This window comes from Stenotrophomonas maltophilia (assembly GCF_900186865.1).
Taxonomy (GTDB): Bacteria; Pseudomonadota; Gammaproteobacteria; order Xanthomonadales; family Xanthomonadaceae; genus Stenotrophomonas; species Stenotrophomonas maltophilia.
Genome location: NZ_LT906480.1, coordinates 4250917 through 4273585 on the forward strand (window position 1 = coordinate 4250917; position 22669 = coordinate 4273585).

18 protein-coding genes are annotated in these 22669 nt (G+C 67.1%); 2 read left to right on the forward strand and 16 right to left on the reverse strand.

Annotated features, from left to right (window positions below):
• Window positions 1–45: 45 nt before the first annotated feature.
• On the forward strand, window positions 46–1089 hold the full coding sequence (locus CKW06_RS20020; RefSeq protein ID WP_024957042.1) for an oxidoreductase: 1044 nt from the start codon (window positions 46–48) through the stop codon (window positions 1087–1089).
• 289 nt (window positions 1090–1378) lie between these two features.
• On the opposite strand, the gene gnd is transcribed toward CKW06_RS20020, so the two are convergent.
• From gnd to CKW06_RS20055, 7 genes are all read right to left on the reverse strand, one after another.
• A complete protein-coding gene (gene gnd / locus CKW06_RS20025) occupies window positions 1379–2284 on the reverse strand; it encodes a phosphogluconate dehydrogenase (NAD(+)-dependent, decarboxylating) (RefSeq protein WP_005411061.1) in 906 nt (301 codons plus the stop codon).
• A 10-nt stretch (window positions 2285–2294) separates the two neighbouring features.
• Window positions 2295–3530, reverse strand: a complete 1236-nt coding sequence (locus CKW06_RS20030; RefSeq protein ID WP_024957043.1) for a hypothetical protein — start codon at window positions 3528–3530, stop codon at window positions 2295–2297.
• A gap of 17 nt (window positions 3531–3547) precedes the next feature.
• Complete coding sequence (locus tag CKW06_RS20035; RefSeq protein WP_024957044.1) at window positions 3548–4138, reverse strand: DUF2242 domain-containing protein; 591 nt, start codon at window positions 4136–4138, stop codon at window positions 3548–3550.
• 245 nt (window positions 4139–4383) lie between these two features.
• Window positions 4384–6561 (reverse strand): carboxy terminal-processing peptidase, encoded by a 2178-nt coding sequence (locus CKW06_RS20040; RefSeq protein ID WP_024957045.1) that lies wholly within the window; start codon window positions 6559–6561, stop codon window positions 4384–4386.
• Between the two features lie 279 nt (window positions 6562–6840).
• On the reverse strand, window positions 6841–7851 hold the full coding sequence (gene lipA / locus CKW06_RS20045) for a lipoyl synthase (protein ID WP_005411065.1): 1011 nt from the start codon (window positions 7849–7851) through the stop codon (window positions 6841–6843).
• 17 nt (window positions 7852–7868) lie between these two features.
• Window positions 7869–8579: a lipoyl(octanoyl) transferase LipB gene (gene lipB / locus CKW06_RS20050; RefSeq protein WP_005411066.1), complete on the reverse strand. Its 711-nt coding sequence runs from the start codon at window positions 8577–8579 to the stop codon at window positions 7869–7871.
• A complete protein-coding gene (locus CKW06_RS20055) occupies window positions 8567–8845 on the reverse strand; it encodes a YbeD family protein (RefSeq protein ID WP_005411067.1) in 279 nt (92 codons plus the stop codon). The genes lipB and CKW06_RS20055 overlap by 13 nt, the downstream gene beginning before the upstream one ends.
• 351 nt (window positions 8846–9196) lie before the next feature.
• Here CKW06_RS20055 and CKW06_RS20060 point away from each other — a divergent pair, with 351 nt between their 5' ends.
• Complete coding sequence (locus CKW06_RS20060; protein WP_005411068.1) at window positions 9197–10255, forward strand: lipid A deacylase LpxR family protein; 1059 nt, start codon at window positions 9197–9199, stop codon at window positions 10253–10255.
• Between the two features lie 301 nt (window positions 10256–10556).
• On the opposite strand, the gene CKW06_RS20065 is transcribed toward CKW06_RS20060, so the two are convergent.
• The 9 genes from CKW06_RS20065 to CKW06_RS20110 all read right to left on the reverse strand — a co-directional run bounded on the left by CKW06_RS20065 (window position 10557) and on the right by CKW06_RS20110 (window position 22527).
• Window positions 10557–11774, reverse strand: coding sequence for a D-alanyl-D-alanine carboxypeptidase family protein (locus CKW06_RS20065; RefSeq protein ID WP_005411069.1), 1218 nt, complete (start codon window positions 11772–11774; stop codon window positions 10557–10559).
• 100 nt (window positions 11775–11874) lie between these two features.
• Window positions 11875–13143, reverse strand: a complete 1269-nt coding sequence (locus CKW06_RS20070) for a septal ring lytic transglycosylase RlpA family protein (protein WP_024957046.1) — start codon at window positions 13141–13143, stop codon at window positions 11875–11877.
• Window positions 13140–14285 carry a lytic murein transglycosylase B gene (gene mltB, locus CKW06_RS20075; RefSeq protein WP_012481291.1) on the reverse strand — a complete coding sequence of 382 codons (1146 nt, stop codon included), beginning with the start codon at window positions 14283–14285 and terminating at the stop codon, window positions 13140–13142. Before mltB ends, CKW06_RS20070 begins: the two co-directional genes overlap by 4 nt.
• 991 nt (window positions 14286–15276) lie before the next feature.
• On the reverse strand, window positions 15277–16371 hold the full coding sequence (gene rodA, locus CKW06_RS20085) for a rod shape-determining protein RodA (protein ID WP_024957048.1): 1095 nt from the start codon (window positions 16369–16371) through the stop codon (window positions 15277–15279).
• A gap of 136 nt (window positions 16372–16507) precedes the next feature.
• Window positions 16508–17620 (reverse strand): rod shape-determining protein RodA, encoded by a 1113-nt coding sequence (gene rodA, locus CKW06_RS20090; RefSeq protein WP_005411073.1) that lies wholly within the window; start codon window positions 17618–17620, stop codon window positions 16508–16510.
• Window positions 17617–19692: a penicillin-binding protein 2 gene (gene mrdA, locus CKW06_RS20095; RefSeq protein WP_024957049.1), complete on the reverse strand. Its 2076-nt coding sequence runs from the start codon at window positions 19690–19692 to the stop codon at window positions 17617–17619. Before mrdA ends, rodA (CKW06_RS20090) begins: the two co-directional genes overlap by 4 nt.
• A gap of 3 nt (window positions 19693–19695) precedes the next feature.
• Window positions 19696–20181 carry a rod shape-determining protein MreD gene (mreD, locus tag CKW06_RS20100; RefSeq protein WP_005411075.1) on the reverse strand — a complete coding sequence of 162 codons (486 nt, stop codon included), beginning with the start codon at window positions 20179–20181 and terminating at the stop codon, window positions 19696–19698.
• On the reverse strand, window positions 20178–21359 hold the full coding sequence (gene mreC / locus CKW06_RS20105; protein WP_024957050.1) for a rod shape-determining protein MreC: 1182 nt from the start codon (window positions 21357–21359) through the stop codon (window positions 20178–20180). The genes mreD and mreC overlap by 4 nt, the downstream gene beginning before the upstream one ends.
• A 121-nt stretch (window positions 21360–21480) precedes the next feature.
• On the reverse strand, window positions 21481–22527 hold the full coding sequence (locus CKW06_RS20110) for a rod shape-determining protein (protein WP_005411077.1): 1047 nt from the start codon (window positions 22525–22527) through the stop codon (window positions 21481–21483).
• Between the last annotated feature and the right edge of the window lie 142 nt (window positions 22528–22669).

A 22669-nucleotide genomic window follows, 5' to 3' on the forward strand; every position in this document is an offset into this window, starting at 1 on the left:
GCCCGCGTCGTTTACCCTGCCCTTCCCCACTGCCGGAGCTCTGTCATGCGCCCCGACCTGCAACTGGCCCTGATCGGCTACGGCCTCGCCGGCCGTGTCTTCCACGCACCGCTGATCCAGCACACACCCGGCCTGGTGCTGCACAGCATCGTCAGTTCGCAGCGAGACACGTTGCTGCGCGCGTTCAGTGACGTGCACGTGCGTGCCACGCCGCAGGAGGTGTTCGACGACCCGGCGGTGGATGCCGTAGTGATCGCCACGCCCAATGAACAGCACGCGCCGCTGGCGATCGCAGCGCTGGCCGCCGGCAAGCACGTGCTGGTCGACAAGCCGTTCGCGCTGGATGTCGCTGAAGCCGAAGCCGTTCTGGCTGCGGCGCGCGATGCCGGACGCATCGCCACCGTCTTCCAGAACCGGCGCTTCGATGCCGACTTCCTCACGCTGCAGGCGCTGCTTGCGGACGGGACACTGGGCGACATCGCCGAGTGCCATGTGCATTTCGATCGCTATCGCCCGCAGGTGCGTGACCGCTGGCGCGAGCAGGACGGTCCCGGCAGTGGCCTGTGGTACGACCTGGGCCCGCACCTGCTGGACCAGATGCTGGTGCTGTTCGGCTGGCCCGAAGCGATCGATGCTGATCTGGCCGTGCAGCGCGATGGCGGCAGCGCCATCGATTACTTCCACGCCGTGCTGCACTACCCGCGGCATCGCGCGATCGTGCATTCCGGTTCCCTGGTGGCAGCTCCCACGCCGCATTTCAGCGTGCATGGCAGCAAGGCCAGTTGGATCAAGCACGGCCTGGATGTACAGGAAGCGCAGCTGCGCCGCGGTGTGGCGCCCGGTGCGCCCGGCTGGGGCATCGACCCGCGGCATGGCGAGTTGGTGCGCTGTGATGCCGAGGACAACGTGCAGCGCGGCACCGTCGACAATCTGCCCGGTGACTACCGTCGGTTGTATGCGCAGTTCGCCGCGGCCATGCATGGCGACGGCGAAGCCACGGTCGATCCGGTGCAGGCGCTGCAGCTGATGCGGCTGCTGCAGGCAGGCATGGACAGTGCGCGCGAAGGGCGGCGGATCGCGTTGGGGTGATCGGCAGGGCTGCGCCCTGCACCCGTGGTAGTGCCGGCCGCTGGCCGGCAACCTCAACAGCAACGGCAAAAACCGGCAATCCGTGAGATGGCAGGATGGGTCCGGTTGCGGGAGCCGGACCCACCCCGCCTTCGACAGAGTCCCGCGCCCGACGGTAGGTGTCGACCTTGGTCGACACATCGACGTGGAAGCCATCGGAGACGGCTTTTGCAGAGTCGAGCCATGCTCGACTGCCTGCATGGGGTCAGAGCCCTTTCCTGCGGAAAGGGATCCGACCCCGGCTTCGTGCTTACGATTTCTTGATCGCGTGGCCGCCGAATTCGTTGCGCATCGCCGACAGCAGGCGGTCGGTGAACGAATTGGATTCGCGCGAGCGCAGGCGTTCCAGCAGCGACAGGGTGATCACCGGTGCCGGCACATCGAGCGCGATCGCTTCGGCCACGGTCCAGCGGCCTTCACCGGAATCCTCCACGTACGGGGCAATGCCATCCAGCGAAGGATTGCGCTTGAGGGCTTCGGTGCTCAGGTCCAGCAGCCACGAACGCACCACGCTGCCGTGGCGCCAGACTTCGGCCACCTGGGCCAGGTCCAGTTCCATTTCCTGCTTGCGCTCCATCAGCGCGAAGCCCTCCGCGTAGGCCTGCATCATTCCGTACTCGATGCCGTTGTGGACCATCTTGGTGAAGTGGCCAGCGCCGGACGGGCCGACACGACCCCAGCCACGGTCTTCGGCCGGTGCCAGCGTGCGCAGCAGCGGTGCGATCTGCTCCACCACCGCCGCTTCACCACCGACCATCAGGCTGTAGCCTTCCTGCAGGCCCCACACGCCACCGCTGGTGCCGCAGTCGACGTAGCCCAGGTCGTCTTCGGCCAGCGCCTTGGCGCGACGGATCGAGTCCTGGTAGTTGGAGTTGCCGCCGTCGATGACGATGTCACCCTCGGCCAGGTGCGGAGTCAGCTGACCCAGGGTCTGGTCGACGGTTTCGCCGGCCGGCACCATCAGCCACACCACGCGCGGCACCGGCAGCGCGGCCACCGCGGCGGCCAGCGAATCGACCACCTCCAGGCCGGCCTCGGCGGCGCGCTGGCGGGCACCTTCGCCCGGGTCGTAGCCGACGACGCGGTGGCCGCCGCGATGCAGGCGCTGGGCCATGTTGGCGCCCATGCGGCCGAGGCCGATCATTGCAATATCCATTGTTTCACCTTCAGTTGGGGTCTAGGGTCAGGCTGCCTGGCCTGCCGGTAGCCGCGCAGTGGCGCAGCTGCGCCTCGCGCCAACGCCGGTAGAGCGTGGTATGCAGATTGTGCACCGCCAGGTCGATCGAAAAGGGGGTTCGCGGGTTGCGGTCAAGCAGGCGGGCGATGTGGTAGCCGATGGGACGTATACCGCGCGGATGCACATAGATCACGAACTGCTGGTAGAACGGATCGTCCAGCAGGCGGTCCATGCGTGCCAGCGTGGCGTGGTAGCGCGGTTCCAGCCGTGCACGAAGGTCCGGGTCGCGCTCGAACAACAGGCGTTCGAAGTAGCGCCGGCCGATACGCGGGATGTCCTGCGCCAGCGCCCACAGCTCGGCATTGCGCTGGTCGTACCAGGCAAGGCCGCCGTGCGCGGCCAACGCCTGCGCGGCCTCCTCGCCCACCGACACCACCACGAAGTTTTCGGCCTGGTTGCTCAGGTCGTCCAGCATGCCCTTGTCGTACACATGTTCGATGAAACCAGGCACACCGACGAAGGCCTGGCGGCCCATCGCCGAGGTGCGCACCGCCTTGCCATCGGCGAAGTAGTCACCGGCGTGTGCGCCAAGCAGGATGCTGTCGGTATCGTGCAGCGCGAGGAACGTACCGATCGACAGTTCTTCTGCGGAGAATCCAGCGTCGAAGGCCGCATCGCCATACAGCTCGCGCTGTGTGGCCAGTTGTGCGACCTGGCGACCGACTCCACATTCGGCGCGTACATTGCCGCTGTAGAACGCCTGCAGCGCCTGGCTGTTGCCCTTGATGGGCACGAAACCACGGCCGAAGCTTCGCTTGCGCTGCCAGCCTTGCGCGCGTGCGCCGTGCAGGCCGAAGCCGATCCAACCGAGCTGCAGGCCAGAGAAGCGGAATCCTGCATTGCCCTGCAGTGCAGCAGCGGCACGTTGCGTGGCTGCACCCAGCTGGAAGGCGTAGGCGCAAACCGTAGCCGGATCGTCCAGCACCTGCTGCAGCAACGCCTTGCGCGCTGCAGCGGGCATGTCCGCCGGCCATTGCACGCGCAGATCGCCTGCCGCCTGAGCCTCCGGCAGCGACGCGCGCGTGCACACAGGGCCACCATGCACCTGCGGTGCACCGATCGCGCGTGTTTCGAAGTGCCACCCCAGGCGCTGCAGCAGGCCTTGTGTACAGTCCAGCGGCGTGGCTGCCGCGCCCAGCGCGGGCAGCAGCAGGGCCACGCCCATCCATCTGCCGCGCACGTTCAATCCTGGTCCGTGCTCGCCGGTGCGGGCTCCGGGGTTGTGACCACGGGCGGAACGGGCTTGCCTGCCTCCGCCGGAAGGTACTGTTGCAGGCGCTGGAAGAAGCGACGATAGAACTCAGCATCGGTAACCGTGCTGCTGGCCACTTTCACCAGCGAGTCGTCATTGCTGCCGAACGGCAGCGATACAGATCCGAGCGCACCGACGCCAACACTGGCCGAGGTCGGACTCTTCTTCAACGCATAGCGATCCTGCACGGCACTGACGAATACCAGTGTCTGGCTCCCGCGCGGTGCGCAGGAAATACGCAGCACCAGCTGCTCGTGATCGTCCTCGCGCGGCTGGAAGTTCTTGTTGCCTTCCACCTGCGCCGCGTCGGAACGGGCGATGGCATAGCCCTGGCTGAGCAGGGTGCGCCGTGCGGCCTCGCAGGCGTCACCGGGACGGCCATCGACGGTGCGCGAGAAGGTGTCGCCGGAATCAAAGGATTCGCGAAGCAACGTGCTGTCAGCAGCGCGGCCACCACAGGCCGACAGGATCAGGGCGCTGGCGAGCGCCACGGCAACACTGGAAAGACGGGAGGCCCGCATGGGTACTCCTGCGAGGACGGTGCCGCCAAGGGTAGTCCTGCGGCCGTGTGCGACAGGTCGAAAGTATGCCCGCCAGCCCCCGCCGTTGCTGCCGGTTCATGCACGGAAAAGGGGACGGAGGGGATTAAGTCGTTTGTGGCACTTCGCCCCGCCACGCATGGCACGGCGCTACCGTGAACGAGGTCCCCCAAACGAAAAAAGGGCCGGCAATGCCGGCCCCTCGGGTATCACATGCCGTCGCCGGCTCAGTCCGCCCAGCGGCCGGCGCCGGTGGACTGCGGCAGCACCTGCGCCGACAGCGGGCGGTCGTTGGCCAGCAGGTTCACCGCGTCGGCCAGGATCGAGGCTGACTCGCGCAGCAGCGGGTCCGGGCGCTTTTCGGCAGCCTTCTCGCGCGCAGCATCCTTGACGATGTCGCGCTCGTTGCCGGTCAGGCCGTCATCGCTGCTGTCATCGGCCAGCGGGTCCAGGGCCAGGCCCAGCTCCTTGCGCTGCACCTGGCGCTCCTTGCGCTGGGTATCCTGGCGCTCGCGCTCAGCGCGACGGGTCGCCTCGTTGAGCGAGATGTACTTCTTCGCCGCTTCGGTGCGGAACTGCTGCACGTCCTCGTTCCACCACTGGAACTCCTTGTCGGTGGCGATGCGCGCGTCGTGACGGGTTTCCAGCTTCGGCAGCAACGGCGCGAAGTTGCCGTACTGGGTGTGCGGCACGGCGGCGATGCGGGTCCACGGCAGTGCGTTGTCGTAGGTGCTCTCGCCGAATTCGGTGGCATCGACGCTGGCCGGGAACGCCAGGTCCGGCACCACGCCCTTGTGCTGGGTGCTGCTGCCGCTGATGCGGAAGAACTGGGCAATGGTCAGCTTGACCTGGCCGAAGCGCTGGGTCTCGCCGCTCGGCCAGCGGTCAAGGTCGACGATGTTCTGTACGGTGCCCTTGCCGAAGCTGGTTTCACCGATCACCAGGCCGCGACCGTAGTCTTGGATGGCGCCAGCGAAGATCTCCGAGGCCGAGGCCGAACCACGGTTGATCAGCACCGCCAGCGGGCCATCCCACGCCACGCCCTGGTTGCGGTCGCTGTTGACGGTGACGCGGCCACCGGATTCGCGCACCTGCACCACCGGCCCCTGTTCGATGAACAGGCCGGTCAGTTCGATCGCTTCATCCAGCGAACCACCGCCGTTGTTGCGCAGGTCCAGCACCACGCCGTCCAGCTTGTCGTTCTTGAAGCCGGCCAGCAGCTTGGCCACGTCGCGGGTGGCCGAGGCGTAGTCGGCGGCATTGCGGCGACGGCCTTCGAAGTCCTGGTAGAAGGTCGGCAGCTTGATCACACCGATCCTGCGTGCCGGCTCGCCGTTGGCAGCCGGGATGGTCATGGTCTCGCCCTTGGCAGCCTGTTCGGCCAGGCGCACCTTCTGGCGGGTCAGCACCAGGGTGTGGTGCTTGCCATCGGCGCCTTCGGCAGCCGGGATGAATTCCAGCTTGACCTGGGTGTCCTTGGCGCCGCGGATCTTGGCCACGACATCGTCGATGCGCCAGCCGATCACGTCCTCGACCAGGCCGGACTTGCCCTGGCCAACGCCGACGATGCGGTCACCCGGCTTCAGCGTGCCATCCACCGCGGCCGGGCCACCGGCAATGATCTCGCGGATGACCACCACATCGTCCTGGCGCTGCAGCTGCGCACCGATGCCTTCCAGCGACAGCGACATCGCCTGGTTGAAGTTCTCGGCGGTGCGCGGGGTGAAGTAATCCGTGTGCGGGTCAACGGCACTGGTGTACGAATTCATGAAGAACTGGAAGACGTCTTCGCCCTTCAGTTCATTGACCGACTTCTCCAGCGTCGCGTAGCGCTTGTCCAGCGTCTTGCGGATGTCATCCGGCTTCTTGCCGGCCAGCTTCAGGCGCAGCCAATCGTTCTTCACCGACTTGCGCCACAGCTCATCGAGCTCGGCACTGCTGGCCGCCCACGGCACCTTCTTGCGGTCGTACTCGAAGCGCTCGTCGGTGGTGAAGTCCGGCTCCTGCTTGAGCAGCTTGCGCGCGTACGCCACGCGCTCGCCGACGCGCTGCTTGTAGACGGCGAACACCTGGAACGGCGGCTCCAGCTCGCCGCCCCGGATGGCCGAGGCGATGTTGGCCTCGAACGGTGCGAAGCGCGCCACGTCGGCCTGGGTGAAGTACTGCTTGCCGCCGTCAAGCGTTTCCAGATAGCGCTTGAACACGTCCTTGGAGGTGGCCTCGTCCAGCGCGCGCGGGCGATAGGCGTAGCGGCTGTCGGACAGCAGGCCGTACACCAGCTTGGAGGTGGTCACCTGGTCGGCGGTGGCCGCCGCGGGCAATGCGGGCGAGTCGGCCTTGGCCGCCAACGCCAGTGGCGCGACCAGCGCCAGGGCCATCAGGAATGCGGGGGCTTTGAATTTCATTGACGTGCTCGAAGGCGCCTTGCCAAGGGGAAGACTGCGGGGTGTTAAGACACCACGACAGTGCCGAAAGTTGCCGGGTTTGTCACCCGGCCGCGCTCGGTGGAAAACCAGCCTAGCCGGGCCGGTGTAGCAAATTGTGAATGCAGGCGAAGGCGTGCGGACCAACGGTCCGCACCCACCCGGGAAGAGGTCAGCAGCTACCGGTAGCGCCGGGCCATGCCCGGCGGAAGCGTGCGGACCAACGGTCCGCACCCACCAGTGAGGAGGTCCGCACCCACCTCAGGAGACGCCGGCGCCCTTGGCCTGCACGTCGGCGTGGTACGACGAGCGCACCATCGGGCCGGAGGCCACGTGGCTGAAGCCCAGCTCGTAGCCGTAGTCTTCCAGCGCCTTGTAGTCTTCCGGGGTCCAGTACTTCAGCACCGGGTGGTGGTGTGCGGTCGGCTGCAGGTACTGGCCGATGGTGATCATGTCCACGTCGTGCGCGCGCAGGTCGCGCAGGGTGGCCTTGATCTGTTCGAAGTCCTCGCCCAGGCCCAGCATGATGCCGCTCTTGGTCGGCACGTCCGGATGCTGCGCCTTGAAGTTCTTCAGCAGGTTCAGCGACCACTGGTAGTCCGCACCCGGGCGCACGTTGCGGTACAGGTCCGGCACGGTCTCGATGTTGTGGTTGAACACATCCGGCGGGTTCTGCGCCAGGATCTCCAGCGCGCGCTCCATGCGGCCCTTGCCACGGAAGTCCGGGGTCAGCACTTCGATGCGGGTGCCCGGCGACTTCTCGCGAATGGCGGTGATGCAGTCGACGAAGTGCTGGGCACCACCGTCGCGCAGGTCATCGCGGTCGACGCTGGTCACCACCACGTACTTCAGGCCCATGTCGGCCACGGTCTGGCCGAGGCTGGCCGGTTCGTTGGCATCCGGCGGCTTCGGGCGGCCGTGGGCCACGTCGCAGAACGAGCAGCGGCGGGTGCAGACCTCGCCCAGGATCATGAAGGTGGCGGTGCCGTGGCCGAAGCACTCGTGGATGTTCGGGCAGCTGGCTTCCTCGCACACGGTCACCAGGCGGTTTTCGCGCAGCTTGGCCTTCAGGTTCTGCACGGCATTGCCCGAAGGAATGCGCACGCGGATCCAGGACGGCTTGCGCAGCACCGGCGCGTCGGCGAACTGCACCGGCGAGCGGTTGATCTTGTCACCGCCCAGCTGCTTGACCCCGGCCTGCAACGGCGCGGCGGACGGGGAGTCGCCCTGCACGATCTGCAGGGGAATGGAACGGGCGGTGGTTTCAGTCATGGCAGTTCCGGGGGCGGTCAGGCGGCCGCAGAAAGATCGGGCAGTTCGGGGGTGTGCTGCAGCAGCAGGCCGAACTGGCGGGCCAGGTGGTCCAGCAGCACCGGCTTGACGGCCTCCATCCCGGAGGGACCGCCCAAGTCTACCACCGAGGTCACCTGCAACCCCTGATAGCCACAGGGATTGATGCGGTGGAAGGGTTCCAGGTCCATGGCCACATTGAAGGCCAGCCCGTGGAAGGTGCAGCCGCGACGCACGCGGATGCCGAGGGCAGCGATCTTGGCGCCGCCGACATAGACGCCCGGGGCGCCCTCCCGGCGTTCGGCACCGATGTTCCACTCGCCCAGCGTATCGATGATGGCCTGCTCGATGCGGCACACGTAATCGCGCACACCGATGCCCAGGCGCGGCAGGCGCAGCAGCGGGTAGACCACGATCTGGCCGGGGCCGTGATAGGTCACCTGGCCGCCACGGTCCACATGCAGCACCGGGATATCGCCCGGCGCCAGCACATGCTCATCCTTGCCGGCCTGGCCCAGGGTGAACACCGGGTCGTGTTCGACCACCCACAATTCGTCGGCATCGGTGTCGCTGCGCTGGTCGGTGAAGCGCTGCATGGCGCGCCACACCGGCTCGTACGCCTGGCGGCCAAGGTCACGCACCAGCGCCGGACGCGGCGCGCGGTCCTCGGGGGCGGCTTCAGCCGGGCAGCTGTCGGCTACAGCGTCCACTTCACTTCCGGGTGGTCGCGCAGCGCCTGGTGTGCCAGGTCGTACTGTTCGCGGCTCTCAGCCTTGAACACGATGCGGACGGACACGTACTTGCCGTTGGAGGAATGCTTCCAGCTGATGCGTTCATTGACGACATCGATGCCGGCAGCCAGCAGCAGGCGGGGGAGCTCATGTTCCAGGCCGCGGTTGGCCGGGCCCATGGCGCTGAGCTCGAACTGGCCGGGGAACTGGAAGCCGTGGTCGGGGTTGTCGGACTTGATTTCCATGGACCCATTATCGGGCCGCAGGGCAACAAACCCAAGAGTATTCATCAACGTCAAAGACGGCACCGGCGGCCTGCTGCGTTGCAGGCCGCCCAGAGGCGCGGGCCGAAAGCCCAACGGCAGCTGACTGCAATCTGCTGTCACGCGCTGGCCCAGGCATCGTATGGCGGCCAGTGGTCACCTTCACACCAGACCCGCGGCGCTTGCGCGGGTAACAAATTGTGTCCGCTGGACAATGTTGTTTTCGGAACAGACAAGTGATTCGAACGTGCTCGTTCCGCCGCGCGGGCGCGAGTACCGTAGCGTTGCATATAACGACTGAAAACCGTCCCCTTCCCCATGAGCATTCCATCCATGCGTAGTGTCGCAGCCCTGGGGCTGGCCGGCCTGCTGGCCTCTGCCCTCCCCCTTGCCGCCCAGGCGGCCGAACAATGTGGCCCGGACGCGATGCGCGACCACCCGCCGCAGATCAACTTCCGCGTTGACAACGACCTGTTTGGTGGCCGCCACCAGGACCAGGGCTACACCAACGGTGCACTGTTGACCCTGGTCTCGCCCAATCTGGTCGACTACACCGACGACCCCTGCCTGCCGCGCATGGCGCGCTGGGTGAACCAGTACCTGGAAGGGCTGCATCCGGGCAGGTTCGAACAGCAGAACATGATCTTCAGCATCGGCCAGGGCATCTTCACCCCGACCGATTTCAGCCGCAGGGACCTGATCGAGGACGACCGTCCTTACGCCGGCGTACTGATCGCAAACTTCGGTTTCAATGCGCGCAGCGGCGACCGCCTGCAGACCACCCAGCTGACGCTGGGCGTGGTCGGCCCGTGGGCACAGGGCAAGCAGGTGCAGAATGCCGTGCACGAAGTGCTGGGCGACGAGAAATTCAAGGGCTGGGACAACCAGCTGCACAACGAGCCGCTGTTCATGCTCACCCATGAGCGCATGCGCCGCTGGCCCGGCGATGCCAGCGTCAATGCCGACGGCTGGGGTTGGGACGCGATCAGCCACTACGGCGGGTCGATCGGCAACCTGGAAACCAAGGCCAACCTCGGCGGTGAAGTGCGCTTCGGCTGGAAGCTGCCGGACGACTTCGGCAGCACGCCGTTGCGCCCGGCCGGCGAGAACACTGCGCCGACCCGCGGCGGCCGTCCCAATGGCTGGTCCTGGCACCTGTTCGCGACCTCGGACGCGGCCTGGGTGATCCGCGACATCACGCTGGATGGCAACACGTTCCGCAACAGTCACAGCGTGGACAAGCGCCATGTGGTGGCCTACGGCGGCTATGGCGTGGCCGTGATGTACGGACGCTGGAAGTTCGCCGCGGCGCGCTACCACAGCACGCGCGAGTTCAACGGCCAGCGCGAAGCACCGGTGTTCGGCAGCTTCACCATCAGCCGCTCGCTGTAAGCGAGGGGCTGAGGGTGAAGCGGGTAGGTGCCGACCGTTGGTCGGCACACCGGTTATTGCATGGCTCGCTGTAAGCGAGGGGCTGAGGGTAGTGCCGGCCGCTGGCCGGCTGCCGGCACATCCGGATGGGTCCATGAGGAGCCGGCCAGCGGCCGGCACTACCCACATCCGGATGGGTCCATGGGGAGCCGGCCAGCGGCCGGCACTACCCATATCCGGCGGGAATCATGCGGAGCCGGCATCCCGAAACGGAAAAGGCCGGCATTCGCCGGCCTTTTCCTTCACCACGCCAGGGCGTGGATCATTCCGATTCCCACCACATCCAGAAGCTGTCCCACAGGCGCTTGAAGAAGCCGGCCTGCTCGACGGCGGCCACGGCCACCAGCGGTGCCTCGGCGATGACCTTGCCATCCAGGGTGACCTTCACGGTACCGATCTGCTGGCCGGCGGTGAACGGTGCTTCCAAGGTCTTGGGCACGTCGATGCTCGGCTTCAGGTCGTTGTAGCGGCCGCGCGGCACGCTGACCAGCATCGGCTGGGCCACGCCCAGCTGCACCTTGTCGGTGGTGCCCTTCCAGACCTTGTGCTCGGCCACGGCCTTGCCCGGCTCGTAGAGGCGGTGGGTCTCGAAGAAGCGGAAGCCCCAGTTCAGCAGGGCCAGGCTGTCATCGGCACGCTGCTTCTCCGACGCACCGCCCAGCACCACCGCGATCAGGCGCTGGTCGCCACGCTGGGCCGAGCTCATCAGGCAGTAGCCCGCCTCGGAGGTGTGGCCGGTCTTGATGCCGTCCACGCTGCCATCGCGCCACAGCAGCAGGTTGCGGTTCGGCTGCTTGATGTTGCCGACCTGGAATTCCTTGATCTTGTTGTACGCGTAGGTTTCCGGGTAATCGCGGACCATCGCGCGGCCCAGCAGCGCCAGATCGTAGGCGGTGCTGTGGTGGCCCTGCGCGGTCAGGCCATGGGCGTTGACGAAGTGCGAGTCCTTCATGCCGATCTTGGCGGCGTAGCTGTTCATCAGCGAGGCAAAGGCCTCTTCGCTGCCAGCCACATGTTCGGCCAAGGCGATCGCGGCATCATTGCCGGACTGGATCGCCATGCCCTTTTCCATGTCTTCCAGGCGCGCGGTCTGGTTGACCGGGAATCCGCTGTAGCTGCCATCGGTGCCGGCGCCACCTTCGCGCCAGGCGCGCTCGCTCATCATCACCTGGTCATCCGCACGGACCTTGCCGTTCTTGACCTCGGCGGCGATCACGTAGGACGTCATCACCTTGGTGATGCTGGCCGGGGCCAGCTGCTCGTGGATGTTTTCACCAGCCAGCACCTGGCCGGTGGCGTAATCCATCAGCACCCAGGCCTTGGACACGCTTGGCGCCGGGGCCGGCGGAGTGGCGACGGTGGCCGGGGCGGCGGCGGCGGCGGGCGCCGGCGTGGCCGGAGTCGGCAGCGGCGTCTGGGCGGAAGCCAGGCCCACCACCAGGGTGGCGGCCAGGGCGGTGGCGGCGGAACGGAAATTCATTGGACAGCAGGCTCCAGGGGACGGCCGGGAATGGAGGGTGGAACGTAACGGCCATTGTAAGGCCGGGGGAGCATGGGCCGGCAGCACCGGCCCGGGCGGATCAGTCCTTGACGATCTGCGGCGAACCCAGGCCCAGACCGGCGATGCGACCGACAAGTTCCGCCGCACTGGCATGGTCGCTTGCCGGAACACGCAGGCGGAACAGGGTGCGGCCACCGGCGGCGATGTCGCTGATGGTCGCGCCGACGATGCCGGCGGCACTGAGCTGGCCCATCGCGCGGTTGGCGTTGTCGCGGTTGGAGAAGCTGGCGACCTGCACCATCACCGCGCCGACCATCTGCTGCGACAGGCTCGGCGCCGCCGCGGCGGCACGCACCGGTGCCGGTGCCACCGCGCGCGGGGCCGTGCTGGCGACAACGGCCGGAGCCGGCGCGGAGTTGCGCACCACCGGCGCGCTTGGCGGCAGGCTGCTGACCGCCACATCCGGCGCGGTGCTGGCCACGCCCCGGGTGGTGGCCGGCTGGCCGCGCGCCGGGGCGCCATCGGTCGGCAAGCGGTTGACCAGGCGATCGATATCACTGTCGGTGGAAGCACGTGGCGCCGGCATCGGGCGCGCGCTGGCCACTGCAGTGGCGGCAGCCGCTTCAGCCGCGCGACGCTCGCGACGCGACGGCTTCTGCGCCATCAGGTTGCTCTCGCCCGGTTGCAGCGCGCGCACCTCGACATTGCCGGTACCGCGTTGGGTGATGCCCAGGCGCACGGCGGCGGCATAGCTGAGATCGACCACGCGGCCGTCATGGAACGGACCACGATCGTTGACACGCACGATCACCGACTCGCCGTTGTCCAGGTTGGTCACGCGGGCGAAGCTGGGCAGCGGCAGCGTCTTGTGCGCGGCAGTGAACTGGTACATGTCGTAGACCTCGCGGTTGGAGGTCAGGCGGCCGTGGAACTTGGCCCCGTAGTACGACGCGGTGCCGCGCTCGACGTAGTCATGGGTGTCGTCGAGCACTTTGTACGACTTGCCCAGCACCACGTACGGCGACTTGTTGCCGATGGCCGAACGTTCCTCGGCGGTCACTTCCGGCTCGGGGATGCAGGCCACGTTGGGAATGTAGTCGGGCGTGCTGTCACGCACGCCTGGTTTGTACAGGCCACCAGCGGTGTAATTGCCGCGGGTGCTGAGGTCTTCCTTGGCCGCTGCATACGGCGAACCTTCCGGGCAGTGCGCCGGTCGCGAACCACGGCCCTGCACCAGCGTGCCGCTGGACTTGCCACCATGGCCGGCCGTGGCCGGCTTCTTCGGCGCGCTGCTGCAGGCCGCCAGCGCGAAGACGATCAAGCTCGGGACCAACCATCTGATGTTCATGCCGGGGGCAGCTCCTGTCCGGCGATGGCCTGGGACAGCTGGAACACGGCCATCGCGTACATCTTCGAGAGGTTGTAGCGGGTGATCGCGTAGTAGTTCTGGAAGCCCAGCCAGTACTGCTTGCCGGTGCTGCCTTCCAGGGTGATCGGGGTGGCGGTGGCGCCCGGCTGCACCGGCGTGCTCGGCTGGTAGCCGCGCTGTGCGAGGTCGGCCAGCGACCAGGTGGGCATCCATTCGGTCGGGTTGAACTCCTCGCGGCCCGGGGCCAGCGTCGCCGGTACCGCAACCTGGCCACCACGCACCCAGCCCCCCTTCTTCACGAAGTAGTTGGCGATGGAGGAGAACACGTCGTCGTAGCTGTTGAACAGGTCGCGACGACCATCACCGTTGCCGTCCACCGCGTAATCGAGGTAACTGGACGGCATGAACTGGCCCATGCCCATCGCACCGGCATAACTGCCCTTGAGCGTGGTGATGTCCAGTTTTTCTTCGCGGCCCAGCTCGAACAGCTTGGCCAGCTCATCGCGGAAGAACAGTTCGCGGCGCACTTCGCGTTCGAGCTTGGCCGGGTCGCCGCTGCGTGGGTAGTAGAACGCCAGCGTGTACAGCGCATCGAGCACGCGATGGCTGCCGGCATTCTTTCCGTAACTGGTTTCCACGCCGATGATCGCCACGATCACTTCGGCCGGCACGCCGGTGCGCTGCTGCACGCGATCCAGTTCGGCACGGTGTTCGGCCAGGAACGCGCGACCGCCATCAATGCGTGCCTTGCTGATGAACATCGGCCGGTATTCGTTCCACGGCTTGACCCGCTCGGCCGGGCGCGACATCGCGGCGATGATCGGCTGGCGCACCTGCGCCTGGTCGAGCACGCTGCTGATCTGCTCCGGCTTCAGGCCATAGCGCTTGGCGGTATCGGCAATGAAGCGGGCCCGCGCGACCTCGAACGGCACCGGTGTGAGATCCACCGGCGGCGCGGTAGCCGCAGTTGCTTCGGGTGCAGCCTCGGCCGGCCCATGGGCCTTGGTGGCGGGCTGGCGCGGCGTACTGCTGGCCTGGGGTGAAGACGGTGGGGACTTCGGCTGGGTCGCGCAGGCGACCAGGCCGAGGGTGAGCATGCAGGCCAGAGTGCGTCGAATCATCGTCGCAGGTTAGCAGGTCATGGATGAATTAAAACCCCTAACACCATGAATCACAACGATTTGCCCGTGTTCAGCGGGAAATGTGAAGGCGTCGTGATCCTGCTTCCCCATTCAGATAGAGGTGGCCGGTTGCGTCCCCATCCCCGCAGACGCAACCGGCGACCGGATCCGGTCGATACCTGCGCGGCTGCCGCTCCCCAGTGGCAGTGCCCCGCGCTCCTTGTATCCGTTGGATCAGTACTGCTTCCCGCCCGACGCCCCCTCGCGCTGCAACGATAGACGGCGCGCCGTGCCGAACGGGCCGCCATTGTGCAGGCCGATTACGACAAGTCCATTGATCAAGATCAACGCGGCGTAAAAGTGTGAACCAGCTAACGTTTTTTGCGGACTTTGGTCAGCGAGTGTGCTGTCCTGCATCGTTGTGAGAACGCTTCCACAGCGAGCGTTGCGCAGAGTCAGGAAGTTTCCAGCCAACGGCGCAGCCCCTCGTGGGTGGTGTCTGGGTGGCCGCGGAAAGCAGAAGCCGCGGGTGGGCCGGTCGGGTTGGGTACGCGGGGGACGCCGTGAATCCGTCCCTGGAGGCTTGTCAGCCGCATCCATGCGGCTGGCACCCCCGCGTACCCAACCCGACCGCCCTCTGACAGATTTTGGCGGTCTGCCACCCACGGAGAAGAAAGAGAAAATCAAAAGCGGGTCGCGGCGCTGCGCTTGCTTGTGAGCCGAGCATGGCTCGGCTCCACACAAGGCAATGAAGCGACCCGCCAAGCCGCTTTTGCTTTTGATCTTCTCTTTCTTCTCCGTGAGTAGACGCGCACGGAACCTGTCCGTGGCCGGGTAGATGGGCTGCGCAGGGGCGTGAGCCGCATGGATGCGGCGACCGAGCTTACATGGACGTACTTGCAGCGGCCCCTGCGCAGCCCATCTACCTGGCCTCACCCGTTAACTGCTTTTCGCGACCACCCACGAGGGGCTGCGCCGTTGGCTGGAAACCCTATCCCCCGTGCACGGGCCGGTGCCCGCGCACCGCCATCACCAGCCCGATACCCGCCAGCAGCGACACCGCCGAGGTACCTCCATAACTGATCAACGGCATCGGAATGCCCACCACCGGCAGCAGGCCGGAAATCATCCCGCCGTTCACCAGTACGTACACGAAGAACGCCAAGCCCAGGCTGCCGGCCAGCAACCGTGCGTGCGTGTCGCGGGCGTGCACCGCGATCCACAGGCAGCGGCCGACCACGAACAGGTACAGCGCAAACACAGTGGCCACGCCGATCCAGCCGAACTCTTCGGCCAGCACCGAGAACGCGAAGTCCGTGGTGTACTCAGGCAGGAAGTCCAGCGTGGCCTGGGTGCCCTGCCCCCAGCCGCGCCCGTCCCAGCCACCGGAGCCGATCGCGATGCGCGACTGCAGGATGTTCCAACCGGTGCCAAGCGGATCCGCCGACGGATCAAGGAAGGTCAGCACGCGATCCTTCTGGTACTGCCGCAGCAGGCCGAACCAGGCCAGCGGCGCGGCAACGGCAAGGCCCGTCGCGCCAGTGGCCACCCAGCCCCAGTGCAATCCGGCCAGCAGCAGCGCGAACACGCCGCTGGCGGTAACCAGCGTGGCGGTGCCCAGGTTGGGCTGCATCAGGATCAGCACGGCGGGTACACCGATCAGCACGGTGGTGGTCAGTACGGTGCGCGGCGACGGTGGCAGCGGTTGCCGATGCAGGTACCAGGCCATCATCAGCGGCAGGCTGAGCTTGAGCAGTTCGGACGGCTGCAGGTAGAACACGCCGAGATTGAGCCAGCGCTGCCCGTACTTGCCTGTACCGATCACATACACCGCCATCAGCGGCAGCAACGACAGCGCATAGATTGCCGGCGTCCACGCGCGCAGCCGCAGCAGCGAAACGCGGGACAGCAGCCACATCGACGCCAGGCCACCGGCAAAACGCGCCGCCTGCCCAGCCACCGGACCGGACACGCTGTGCAGCACCGCCAGGCCCGCGCCCATCAGGATCAGCAGCGCGATCAGCAATGGCAGATCGATCGTGCGCGCCACCTCACGGCAGCCGCCAAGCAGTCGTTTCCATTCCACGTGGGCACGGTAGCAATGCGTGCTTGCGTGAAGCTGTCAGGGTGCGCATGCGCTTGTAGAGTCAAGCCGTGCTCGACTCTACAGAACAGCGGATGCAATCGAGCAGATGGAAGCGCGACGAAGCGCGCGACCGGTGCTAGCCGTAGCCGCCGTGCACCGGGTTGTGACTGCGTACGGCCATCACCAGGCCGAAGCCGGCCAGCAGTGACACCGCCGAGGTACCGCCGTAGCTGATCAGCGGCATCGGCACGCCCACCACCGGCAGCAGGCCGGAAATCATCCCGCCGTTCACCAGTACATAGACGAAGAACGCCAGGCCGGTAGCGCCGGCCAACAGGCGCGAATAGGAATCGCGCGACTGGCTGGCGATCCACAGGCAACGCCCGATCACCACCAGGTACAGGGTCAGCACCAGGGCCACACCCATCCAGCCGAACTCCTCGCTCAGCACCGAGAACGCGAAGTCGGTGGTCTGTTCGGGAATGAAGTTCAGGTGCGACTGCGAGCCCTCGCCCCAGCCCTTGCCATCGAAGCCACCGGACCCGATCGCGATCTTCGACTGGATGATGTTCCAGCCGGCCCCCAGTGCATCCATCTCCGGGTCCAGGAACATCATGATGCGGTCCTTCTGGTACGGCCGCAGCAGCCAGAACCAGGCCACCGGCGCGACCGCAGCCACGCCGCCCACGCCCAGCCCGACCCACCACCACGGCAGGCCTGCCAGCAGCAGTACGAACACGCCACTGGCGGCGATCAGCACGCCGGTACCGAAGTCGGGCTGCAACATCACCAGGCCGGTCGGCACGCCGATGATGATCAAGGCCACGAGCACGGTGTTGAAGCGCGGCGGCAGCGGCATCTTGTGCAGGTACCAGGCCACCATCATCGGCAGGCTGACCTTCAGCAGCTCGGCCGGCTGCAGGTAGAAGAACTTCAGGTCCAGCCACTGCCGGCCGTACTTGCCGGTGCCGAGCACGAACACCGCCAGCAGCGGAATCATGGAGATCGCATAGATCATCGGCGTGGCCGAGCGGATGCGCAGGATCGGCACCCGCGAGATGCCCCACAGTGCAGCCATGCCCACCGCGAAACGCGCGCCCTGGGCCATCACCAGGCCGTCGCCACCGGCACTCTTCAAGGTGGCCAGGCCGATCACCATCAGCGCGCCCAGGGCCAGGCACAACACCCAGTCCAGCGTGCTGAAGAAGCGGCGCAGCATGTCGCCGGCCCAGCGCAGGAACACTTTCATCGTGCGGGCTCCGCAACCGTCGGGCGTGGCGTGGCCGGCACTGCGGCAGCGGCCGGCGTGCCCGGCTGCGGCGCAGGGGCCGGTTCGGGGGTGGGGGCACCCACCTGCGCCGGGTGTTCGCCCAGCTGCGCGGCCGCCAGATCACCGGCCTGGCGTGCGCCGGCGTCTTCGTTGTCGAACGCGGTGGCACCGATGGCGGTGGTACCACGCTCGCTGTCCAGCGGCTGCATGCCCTCGGGCATCTTGCCCAGCAGGTAGGCATCGAACACCTTGCGGGCGATCGGCGCAGCAGCCGAACCACCATAGCCACCGCCTTCCACCGCCACCGCGATCGCGATCACCGGGTTTTCGACCGGCGCGAAGCCGACGAACAGCGCGCGGTGGCGCAGGTGCATGGGCAGGCTCTTCGGGTTCACCGCTGCGGTGCCCTTGCGGCTGATGACCTGCGCGGTACCGGTCTTGCCGGCCATCACGTACGGCGCACCGACCGCCACACGCCAGCCGCTGCCGCCCGGCCGCATGGTCGCCATCATGCCCTCGCGCACCGCCTGCACGTTGTTGGGGTTGGGGCTGACCGGCTTGCTCTCGCCGGGCGGCGCCGCGGTCCAGTCGCTGTCGAAGCCGTCGCGCTGCTGGATCACCAGGTGCGGGGTGCGCAGCTGCCCGTCGGCCAGCGCGCTGACGCCGCGCGCCAACTGCAGCGGGGTGACCTTCCAGTCGCCCTGGCCGATGCTGATGTTGACCGTATCGCCGGGGTACCAGGCTTCCTTGCGGGTCTTCCGCTTGTAGGCCGGCGACGGCAGGATGCCGCCGATTTCGCCGGTGAGGTCGATACCGGTCGGCTGGCCGAAGCCGTAGTACTCCATGTAATGGTCGAAGCGCTCGATGCCCAGGTCCAGCGCCAGCTTGTAGTAGTAGGTGTTGACCGACTCGGCGATGGACTTGCGCAGGTCGGTCCAGCCATGGCCGCCACGATGCGCATCACCCCAGCCACGGCTGGTGCCGGGCAGGTAGAACATGCCGGTGGACAGCACCTTGTCTTCCGGGCGGCGCACGCCCGAGTCCAGGCCGGCCAGGCCGATCAGCGGCTTCAGCGTGGAACCGGGAGCGACGCCGCCGAGCACCAGGCGGTTGAACTGCGGCCGCGACGGGTTCTCGTTCAGCGCTTTGAAGTCGGCATGGGAAATGCCGTTGACGAACAGGTTGGGGTCGTAGGACGGCAGGCTGACCATCGCCAGCACCTCGCCGGTACGCGGGTCCATCGCCACTGCCGAGCCTTCCTGGTCGCCGAAGGCGGCCACCATGGCACGCTGCAGGTCCGCGTCGATCGACAGCCGCAGGTCGGCGCCGGACTGCGCGGCCACCCGGCCGATGGTGCGGATGGCACGGCCCTGCACGTTGGTTTCGACCTGCTCGTAGCCGACCTTGCCGCGCAACTGCTGCTCGTAATAGCGCTCCAGGCCGGACTTGCCGATGTGGGTCAGCGCGGCATTGCCTTCGCCGAGGATCTCCAGATCCTTGTCGTCGACGCGGCCGACATAGCCGATGATGTGCGCGAACAGGTCACCGTACGGATAACGCCGGGTCAGGTAGGGCTCAAGCTCGACGCCGGGGAAGCGCCAACGGTCGACGGCGAAGCGCGCCATCTCCTCGTCGCTCATGCGCAGCTTCAGCGTGACCGGCAGGAACTTGCGGCGCGCCTTGCGCGATTTGTTGAACGCTTCCAGCTCTTCCGGGCTGATGCTGATGATCTTCGCCAGTCCTTCCAGGGTGGCGTCCATGTCCTTGACCTTGTCCGGGGTCACGTCCAGGCGGAACGCTGGCACGTTCTCGGCCAGCAGGCGACCGTTGCGGTCGTAGATCATGCCGCGCCCGGGCACCACCGGCCGCGGCTTGATGCGGTTGGCTTCCGAGCGCGTGGCGTAGACGTCGTGGTCCAGCACCTGCAGCTTGAAGTACCAGCCGCCCAGGCCCAGCAGGCAGACCAGCACGCCCAGGAAACCCAGCGCCGCACGGCGGCGGAACTGTTCGGCTTCGGCGTGCGGGTTCTTGACCTGGCGGCGCGGGATCATGGCTCAGCGCCCGCGCTTGCCGAAGCGCACTGCGTCCAGCAGCACGAACACCAGCGGCCACAGGCCCATGCCCAACAGCGGGGCCCACCAGTACGACCACGGCAGGGTCGGCTCGCCCACCAGGATGTGGACCAGCGCGCTGACGATGCGGTCGTTGAACAACAGGCCACCGATGGCCAGCATCTGCTGCGACATCGGGAAGAAGCGGATGCGGGCGCGGAAACGCTGCAGGATGAAGGCCAGCATCACCAGCCGCAGCGCCTGTTCGCCGAGCACGCCGCCGTATAGCAGGTCGGCGACCACGCCGCTGGCGAAAGCGATGCCCAGGCCGACGCGCTCGGGCGTCTCGATCACCCAGTACGCCAGTACCAGCGCCAGCCAGTACGGGCGCAGCGGCTGCAGCAGCGCCGGCAACGGCAGCAGGCCCAGCAGCAGGGCTACGACCAGGCTGGCCGGCAATACCCACGGGTTGTCGCGCAGGCGGCTCATCGCTGGGCCTCCGGCGTGGTCGGTTGCCGGCCAGCGGCCGGCACTACCGGAGCAGCAGGATCAAGCGAAGATGCGGGAGCAACAGTCCTCGTTTGCGATGAGGGCTGTTGCCGGCCAGCGGCCGGCACTACCGGAGCGGCAGGATCAAGCGAGGATGCGGGGGCAACAGTCCTCGCTTGCGACGAGGGCTGTTGCCGGCCAGCGGCCGGCACTACCGGGGAGCTGACCGGAGCTGGCGTCGTTATCGCTGGCGCGGCTCCCGCAGGCACGGTGGCGCCGGTGGCCGGGCCACCCGGAGTGGTTTCTTCCAGCTGCAGGCGCAGTTCCGGCGGAATGCGGATCGCCGCACCGGGGCGCAGCAGCAGCACATCACGGCCACGATCCAGCTGGGCGGCTGGCTTCAGTTCGCCGACCAGGAAGGCATGGGTGTCGTCCGGGCGCAGGCCGGTGATGGTGCCGACCGGGAAGCCGGCCGGGAAGCGGCCACCGAGGCCGGAGGTGACGATCTCATCGCCCACTTCCACACCCGCGCTGAGCGGGATGTCGCGCAGCTCCAGCGTGTCGCCGCGACCGTAGACGATCAGGCGTACGCCGTTGCGGGCCACGGTGACCGGCACCGCATGGTCGGGGTCGGTCAGCAGCAGCACGGTGGAGGTACCGCCGGTGACGCTGATCACCTGCCCCATCAGGCCACCGGCATCGATCACCGCCTGCCCGACGTGCACGCCTTCGCGGCTGCCGGCGTCGAGCACCAGGCGCTGCTTCACCGGGTCCAGGTCGATATCCAGGATCGGCGCCAGCTGCACGTCCAGGCCACTGCGCTCGGCCACGTTCAGCAGTTCGCGCAGCTGGGCGTTGTCCAGCGCCGCGGTCTGCAGACGGGTCAGGCGCGCATTGGCCAGCAGCAGCTGGTTGCGCAGTTCACGGTTCTCGGTGACCAGCTGGGTGTGGCTGGCTGCGGAATCCTTGACCTGGTTGCCGAGCTTGCCGGGCAGACCCGCCAGTGCCCACACAGGCTGCACCAGGCTGTTGGCCTGCTCGCGCAGGCGCGCCAGCCAACCCGCCTGATCGTCAAGGACGATCAGTGTGATGGCCAACGCAAGATAGGCCAGCAACCGCAGGGGGCTGGCGGCATCACCGGATCGGGAGGCAACGGGAGGACCGGCGTAGGGCGGCACGGCAACGATTCAACTGGCAGAAGGCGGAAGGGAAACACGCGGACGCCCCGCCGGTGCCGGCCCGCCATCGCGGCGGGCCGCACCCCGGAAGGGCGCGGCGGGCAGGAACGGCCGGGACGGCTTATTCCGGCGCAAAGAACTCGTTGCCGTGCATGTCCACCAGTTCCAGCGCACGACCGCCACCGCGGGCCACGCAGGTCAGCGGATCGTCGGCCACCTGCACGTGCAGGCCGGTTTCCTCGGAGATCAGGCGGTCCAGGTCACGCAGCAGGGCGCCGCCGCCGGTCAGCACGATGCCGCGCTCGGCAACGTCGGCACACAGTTCCGGCGGGGTCTGCTCCAGCGCCAGCTTGACCGCGCTGACGATGCCCGACAGCGGTTCGTGCAGGGCTTCAAGCACCTCGTTGGAGCTGATCTTGATCATCTTCGGCACGCCCTCGGCGAGGTTGCGGCCGGAGATCTCCAGCTCCTGCACCTCGGCCTGCGGGTAGGCACAACCCAGCTCGACCTTGATGCGCTCTGCGGTGGCTTCACCGATCAGCATGCCGTGGTTGCGGCGCACGTAGTTGGTGATGGATTCGTCGAAGCGGTCGCCGCCGATGCGGACCGAGGCCGAATAGACGATGCCGTTGAGCGAGATCACCGCCACTTCGGTGGTGCCGCCGCCGATGTCGATGACCATCGAGCCACGGGCTTCGGTGACCGGCATGCCGGCGCCGATCGCGGCAGCCATCGGTTCTTCGATCAGGTACACGTCACGGGCACCGGCTTCCTCGGCCGATTCCTTGATTGCGCGGCGCTCGACCTGGGTCGAACCGGCCGGCACGCAGACCAGCACGCGTGGGCTCGGGCGCAGCACGCGCGACTTGTGCACCTTCTTGATGAAGTGCTTGAGCATCGCCTCGGTGTAGGTGAAGTCGGCGATGACGCCGTCCTTCATCGGGCGGATGGTGGTGATGTGGCCCGGGGTACGGCCGAGCATCTGCTTGGCCTCGGCGCCAACGGCTGCCACCGAGCGGGTGCCACCGATGGCACGGTCCTGGCGCACGGCCACGACCGACGGCTCGTTCAGCACGATCCCCTGCCCGCGCACGTAGATGAGGGTGTTGGCCGTGCCCAGGTCGATGGACAGGTCGTTGGAGAACATGCCACGGAGTTTCTTGAACATCTGAGGAAGGAGTCCTGAGGGGTGTCGTGCCCGCCGCGGGATGGCGAAAAAATGGGCAGAAATCGAGGCCGACAAGCCTAGCAACCCGCCTGCCGCCGAGCAAGGAAAAAACTAGCTGAACCCGCGTCTTCACAGGCTTTCG

Excerpts from the sequence above, each read along its gene's own strand:
- CKW06_RS20020 (WP_024957042.1), top strand. The coding sequence starts at position 46 with ATGCGCCCCGACCTGCAACTGGCCCTGATCGGCTACGGCCTCGCCGGC.
- gnd (WP_005411061.1), bottom strand. The coding sequence starts at position 2,284 with ATGGATATTGCAATGATCGGCCTCGGCCGCATGGGCGCCAACATGGCC.
- CKW06_RS20030 (WP_024957043.1), bottom strand. The coding sequence starts at position 3,530 with ATGGGCGTGGCCCTGCTGCTGCCCGCGCTGGGCGCGGCAGCCACGCCG.
- CKW06_RS20035 (WP_024957044.1), bottom strand. The coding sequence starts at position 4,138 with ATGCGGGCCTCCCGTCTTTCCAGTGTTGCCGTGGCGCTCGCCAGCGCC.
- CKW06_RS20040 (WP_024957045.1), bottom strand. The coding sequence starts at position 6,561 with ATGAAATTCAAAGCCCCCGCATTCCTGATGGCCCTGGCGCTGGTCGCG.
- lipA (WP_005411065.1), bottom strand. The coding sequence starts at position 7,851 with ATGACTGAAACCACCGCCCGTTCCATTCCCCTGCAGATCGTGCAGGGC.
- CKW06_RS20055 (WP_005411067.1), bottom strand. The coding sequence starts at position 8,845 with ATGGAAATCAAGTCCGACAACCCCGACCACGGCTTCCAGTTCCCCGGC.
- CKW06_RS20060 (WP_005411068.1), top strand. The coding sequence starts at position 9,197 with ATGCGTAGTGTCGCAGCCCTGGGGCTGGCCGGCCTGCTGGCCTCTGCC.
- CKW06_RS20065 (WP_005411069.1), bottom strand. The coding sequence starts at position 11,774 with ATGAATTTCCGTTCCGCCGCCACCGCCCTGGCCGCCACCCTGGTGGTG.
- CKW06_RS20070 (WP_024957046.1), bottom strand. The coding sequence starts at position 13,143 with ATGAACATCAGATGGTTGGTCCCGAGCTTGATCGTCTTCGCGCTGGCG.
- mltB (WP_012481291.1), bottom strand. The coding sequence starts at position 14,285 with ATGATTCGACGCACTCTGGCCTGCATGCTCACCCTCGGCCTGGTCGCC.
- rodA (WP_005411073.1), bottom strand. The coding sequence starts at position 17,620 with ATGAAAGTGTTCCTGCGCTGGGCCGGCGACATGCTGCGCCGCTTCTTC.
- mrdA (WP_024957049.1), bottom strand. The coding sequence starts at position 19,692 with ATGATCCCGCGCCGCCAGGTCAAGAACCCGCACGCCGAAGCCGAACAG.
- mreD (WP_005411075.1), bottom strand. The coding sequence starts at position 20,181 with ATGAGCCGCCTGCGCGACAACCCGTGGGTATTGCCGGCCAGCCTGGTC.
- CKW06_RS20110 (WP_005411077.1), bottom strand. The coding sequence starts at position 22,527 with ATGTTCAAGAAACTCCGTGGCATGTTCTCCAACGACCTGTCCATCGAC.